This is a genomic window from Pinisolibacter sp. DMC100 (genome assembly GCF_056313705.1).
The window spans coordinates 1-5,374 of sequence record NZ_JBQUZT010000016.1 but is presented as its reverse complement, the minus strand read 5'-3'; the positions used below and the strand labels follow the sequence as shown (position 1 = coordinate 5,374).

At 56.2% G+C, this 5,374-nt stretch carries 2 tRNA genes and 3 rRNA genes; all 5 read left to right on the top strand.

From position 1 onward, the window contains the following. The first annotated feature begins 216 nt into the window (after positions 1–216). Positions 217–1,697: ribosomal RNA gene (locus tag ACT541_RS20670) — 16S ribosomal RNA — on the top strand. 229 nt (positions 1,698–1,926) lie between these two features. After that, positions 1,927–2,003: transfer RNA gene (locus ACT541_RS20665), tRNA-Ile, on the top strand. A 36-nt stretch (positions 2,004–2,039) separates the two neighbouring features. Beyond that, a tRNA-Ala gene (locus ACT541_RS20660) sits at positions 2,040–2,115 on the top strand. 273 nt (positions 2,116–2,388) lie between these two features. Continuing rightward, positions 2,389–5,113: ribosomal RNA gene (locus ACT541_RS20655) — 23S ribosomal RNA — on the top strand. A gap of 74 nt (positions 5,114–5,187) precedes the next feature. Next, a 5S ribosomal RNA gene (rrf, locus tag ACT541_RS20650) occupies positions 5,188–5,302 on the top strand. The 16S, 23S and 5S rRNA genes sit together here with 2 tRNA genes alongside, the layout of an rRNA operon. Positions 5,303–5,374 lie beyond the last annotated feature (72 nt).

Here is a 5,374-nt window from a genome sequence, read left to right as displayed (position 1 = left end):
GCCTGCGGGCTTCGGGTTGTTTGACAATCGAATAGGAAGAAAGAGAAACGTGGACGGCGTGATCCCTGCGAGGGATCTGGAGCCATCTCGGTGGCTCACAGATCTCTGGGAAGAGATCGGTGTCGATCCATGTTTTGAGTTCTCGCCGCTCTTCGAGAGAAGAGCGTGTTGGAGACCTCGTCAAACGTGCGATCAATAGATGCCAATTGAACTTCTCAACTTGAGAGTTTGATCCTGGCTCAGAACGAACGCTGGCGGCAGGCTTAACACATGCAAGTCGAGCGCCCCGCAAGGGGAGCGGCAGACGGGTGAGTAACGCGTGGGAACGTACCCTTCTCTACGGAACAACACGGAGAAATCTGTGCTAATACCGTATACGCCCTTTGGGGGAAAGATTTATCGGAGAAGGATCGGCCCGCGTAGGATTAGCTAGTTGGTGTGGTAACGGCGCACCAAGGCGACGATCCTTAGCTGGTCTGAGAGGATGACCAGCCACACTGGGACTGAGACACGGCCCAGACTCCTACGGGAGGCAGCAGTGGGGAATATTGGACAATGGGCGCAAGCCTGATCCAGCCATGCCGCGTGAGTGATGAAGGCCTTAGGGTTGTAAAGCTCTTTCACCCACGACGATAATGACGGTAGTGGGAGAAGAAGCCCCGGCTAACTTCGTGCCAGCAGCCGCGGTAATACGAAGGGGGCTAGCGTTGTTCGGATTTACTGGGCGTAAAGCGTACGTAGGCGGACCGTTAAGTCGGAGGTGAAATCCTGGGGCTCAACCCCAGAACTGCCTTCGATACTGGCGGTCTCGAGTCCGGGAGAGGTGAGTGGAACTGCCAGTGTAGAGGTGAAATTCGTAGATATTGGCAAGAACACCAGTGGCGAAGGCGGCTCACTGGCCCGGTACTGACGCTGAGGTACGAAAGCGTGGGGAGCAAACAGGATTAGATACCCTGGTAGTCCACGCCGTAAACGATGGAAGCCAGCCGTCGGGCAGCATGCTGTTCGGTGGCGCAGCTAACGCTTTGAGCTTCCCGCCTGGGGAGTACGGTCGCAAGATTAAAACTCAAAGGAATTGACGGGGGCCCGCACAAGCGGTGGAGCATGTGGTTTAATTCGAAGCAACGCGCAGAACCTTACCAGCTCTTGACATCCCAAGACCGCCACGGAGACGTGGTTTTCCCTTCGGGGACTTGGAGACAGGTGCTGCATGGCTGTCGTCAGCTCGTGTCGTGAGATGTTGGGTTAAGTCCCGCAACGAGCGCAACCCTCGCCTCTAGTTGCCAGCATTCAGTTGGGCACTCTAGAGGGACTGCCGGTGATAAGCCGAGAGGAAGGTGGGGATGACGTCAAGTCCTCATGGCCCTTACGGGCTGGGCTACACACGTGCTACAATGGCGGTGACAATGGGCAGCTACTTCGCGAGGAGAAGCCAATCCCAAAAAGCCGTCTCAGTTCGGATTGCACTCTGCAACTCGAGTGCATGAAGTTGGAATCGCTAGTAATCGCGTAACAGCATGACGCGGTGAATACGTTCCCGGGCCTTGTACACACCGCCCGTCACACCATGGGAGTTGGGTTTACCCGAAGGCAGTGCGCCAACCGCAAGGAGGCAGCTGACCACGGTAGGCTCAGCGACTGGGGTGAAGTCGTAACAAGGTAGCCGTAGGGGAACCTGCGGCTGGATCACCTCCTTTCTAAGGAAGGTTCCTCACGATCCCGAAGTCCGCCGAAGCAATTCGGTCCACTTCGACGGTCGTCTCGAACCTCTTGGAACACTTCGAACCCATCGATCGGGTCACGACCCTGATCTTTGAGGTTCACTGGCGGGATCCGCCGTCTTCGTTTCTCTTTCTTCTTCGGACGAGTATCCAGCTTCCCGTGGCACCGGCCACGGTCTGCTCATCGAGCGGACTTGCAGGGTCTGGGCCCGTAGCTCAGCTGGTTAGAGCGCGCGCTTGATAAGCGTGAGGTCGAAGGTTCAAATCCTTCCGGGCCCACCATTTTCGCGTACTCTATGTGTGATGATCCCATGGTATGGGGCCATAGCTCAGTTGGGAGAGCGCGTGCTTTGCAAGCATGAGGTCGTCGGTTCGATCCCGTCTGGCTCCACCATTCACTTGGGTGTTGCCGGCGGTATGATCACCGCCTCGTCCGATATGACAGTTTCGTCGTGTCGACTTCTTCGGAAGCGGCATCGACGTGTTCATCGACATCGTGAAGAGAAGGTTCGTTCGATCGCTGGGGCAGCAATGCTCCGGTGGGTTGGTCGTCGTGAGACGACATTCAGTCGGGCGAAACTCGAGAATGTATGAGGTCTTTCCAAGAAATTGGAAAGCTTCGGTGCCGGCAGGTCCGTGAGGACGGGTGGGCATCGATAATGAGAGCGATCAAGTGCCAAAAGGGTATTCGGTGGATGCCTTGGCGCTGAGAGGCGATGAAGGACGTGGTACGCTGCGATAAGCCATGGGGAGCTGCGAACAAGCTTTGATCCGTGGATTTCCGAATGGGGAAACCCACCCGCAAGGGTATCTCGAAAGAGAGGCGAACCCGGGGAACTGAAACATCTAAGTACCCGGAGGAAAGGACATCAACAGAGACTCCGCTAGTAGTGGCGAGCGAACGCGGATCAGGCCAGTGCCTTTGATTCTCCAACTCGAACGACTTGGAACAGTCGGCGACAATGGGTGACAGCCCCGTAGAGGTGTCGAGAATCAGAGGACATGAGTAGGGCGGGACACGTGAAATCCTGTCTGAACATGGGGGGACCACCCTCCAAGCCTAAGTACTCCTCAGCGACCGATAGCGAACAAGTACCGTGAGGGAAAGGTGAAAAGCACCCCGACAAGGGGAGTGAAACAGTTCCTGAAACCGGATACCTACAAACAGTGGGAGCCCAAGGTTCGTCCTGGGTGACTGCGTACCTTTTGTATAATGGGTCAGCGAGTTAGTCTGTCGAGCAAGCTTAAGCCGGTAGGTGTAGGCGTAGCGAAAGCGAGTCTGAACAGGGCGTTCAGTTCGACGGATTAGACCCGAAACCGAGTGATCTAGCCATGGCCAGGCTGAAGGTGCGGTAACACGCACTGGAGGGCCGAACCGGTGCCTGTTGAAAAAGTCTCGGATGAGCTGTGGCTAGGGGTGAAAGGCCAACCAAACTCGGAGATAGCTGGTTCTCCGCGAAAGCTATTTAGGTAGCGCGTCGGATGAATACTCCCGGGGGTAGAGCACTACATGGGCTAGGGGGTCCTACAGATCTACCAAACCTAAGTAAACTCCGAATACCGGGAAGTACTGTCCGGCAGACACACGGCGGGTGCTAACGTCCGTCGTGAAGAGGGAAAAAACCCTGATCGCCAGCTAAGGCCCCTAATTCGTGGCTAAGTGGGAAAGGATGTGGAGATCCCAAAACAACCAGGATGTTGGCTTAGAAGCAGCCATCATTTAAAGAAAGCGTAACAGCTCACTGGTCTAAACAAGGGTTTCTGCGCCGAAGATGTACCGGGGCTCAAGCCACGAGCCGAAGCTGCGGGCTCGCAAGAGCGGTAGCGGAGCGTTCCCTAGGCTGTTGAAGCGGTAGCCGCGAGGCGCCGTGGAGGTATGGGAAGTGCGAATGCTGACATGAGTAACGATAAAGGGTGTGAGAGACACCCTCGCCGAAAGTCCAAGGGTTCCTGCGTAAAGTTAATCTGCGCAGGGTTAGCCGGCCCCTAAGGCGAGGCCGAAAGGCGTAGTCGATGGGAACGGGGTGAATATTCCCCGGCCTGGGAGCAGTGACGAATCCCGTGTGTTGTACGAGCTTATCGGATTGTTCGTGCAGCGAAGGGGTTCCAGGAAACAGCCTCCCGTATAGACCGTACCCGAAACCGACACAGGTGGACTGGTAGAGCATACCAAGGCGCTTGAGAGAACTCTGCTGAAGGAACTCGGCAAATTGCCTCCGTAACTTCGGGATAAGGAGGCCCCATGCTTGCGCAAGCAGGTGTGGGGGGCACAAGCCAGGGGGTGGCGACTGTTTAGCAAAAACACAGGGCTCTGCGAAGCCGCAAGGCGACGTATAGGGTCTGACGCCTGCCCGGTGCCGGAAGGTTAAGAGGAGAGGTGCAAGCTTTGAATCGAAGCCCCGGTAAACGGCGGCCGTAACTATAACGGTCCTAAGGTAGCGAAATTCCTTGTCGGGTAAGTTCCGACCTGCACGAATGGCGTAACGACTTCCCCGCTGTCTCCAGCAGAGACTCAGTGAAATTGAATTCCTCGTGAAGATGCGAGGTTCCTGCGGTTAGACGGAAAGACCCCGTGCACCTTTACTGCAACTTTGCGCTGGCATTCGTGTCGGCATGTGTAGGATAGGTGGTAGACTTTGAAGCGGAGGCGCCAGCTTTCGTGGAGTCATCCTTGAAATACCACCCTTATCGTCATGAATGTCTAACTGCGGCCCAACAGGGTCCAAGACAGCGCATGGTGGGCAGTTTGACTGGGGCGGTCGCCTCCCAAAGAGTAACGGAGGCGCGCGATGGTGGGCTCAGACCGGTCGGAAATCGGTCGTCGAGTGCAATGGCATAAGCCTGCCTGACTGCGAGACTGACAAGTCGAGCAGAGACGAAAGTCGGCCATAGTGATCCGGTGGTCCCACGTGGACGGGCCATCGCTCAACGGATAAAAGGTACGCCGGGGATAACAGGCTGATACTGCCCAAGAGTCCATATCGACGGCAGTGTTTGGCACCTCGATGTCGACTCATCACATCCTGGGGCTGGAGCAGGTCCCAAGGGTTCGGCTGTTCGCCGATTAAAGTGGTACGTGAGTTGGGTTCAGAACGTCGTGAGACAGTTCGGTCCCTATCTGCCGTGGGTGTTCGAGATTTGAGACGATCTGTCCTTAGTACGAGAGGACCGGGATGGACGCACCACTGGTGGACCTGTTGTCGTGCCAACGGCAGTGCAGGGTAGCTATGTGCGGAAGGGATAACCGCTGAAGGCATCTAAGCGGGAAACCCACGTCAAAACAAGATCTCGCAAAACAGAGCCGTGGAAGACGACCACGTCGATAGGCCGGGTGTGTAAGCACAGCAATGTGTTCAGCTTACCGGTACTAATAGCTCGATCGGCTTGATCGCTCTCATTATTCAATGCTCATCCCAAGCGGATGGCATGCACCGAAACCTCATACATCACGGATGTTCTTCGCCGGCCTGGTGGTTCCAGCGAGGGGCCCCAACCCGATCCCATTCCGAACTCGGCCGTGAAAACCCTCAGCGCCAATGGTACTTCGTCTCAAGACGCGGGAGAGTAGGTCGCTGCCAGGCCTGCCAAGAACATCCCTTTCTCGATCCTTCTCTCACGACTTCGCCTCGGCGACACATCGCGAAACACGTCGA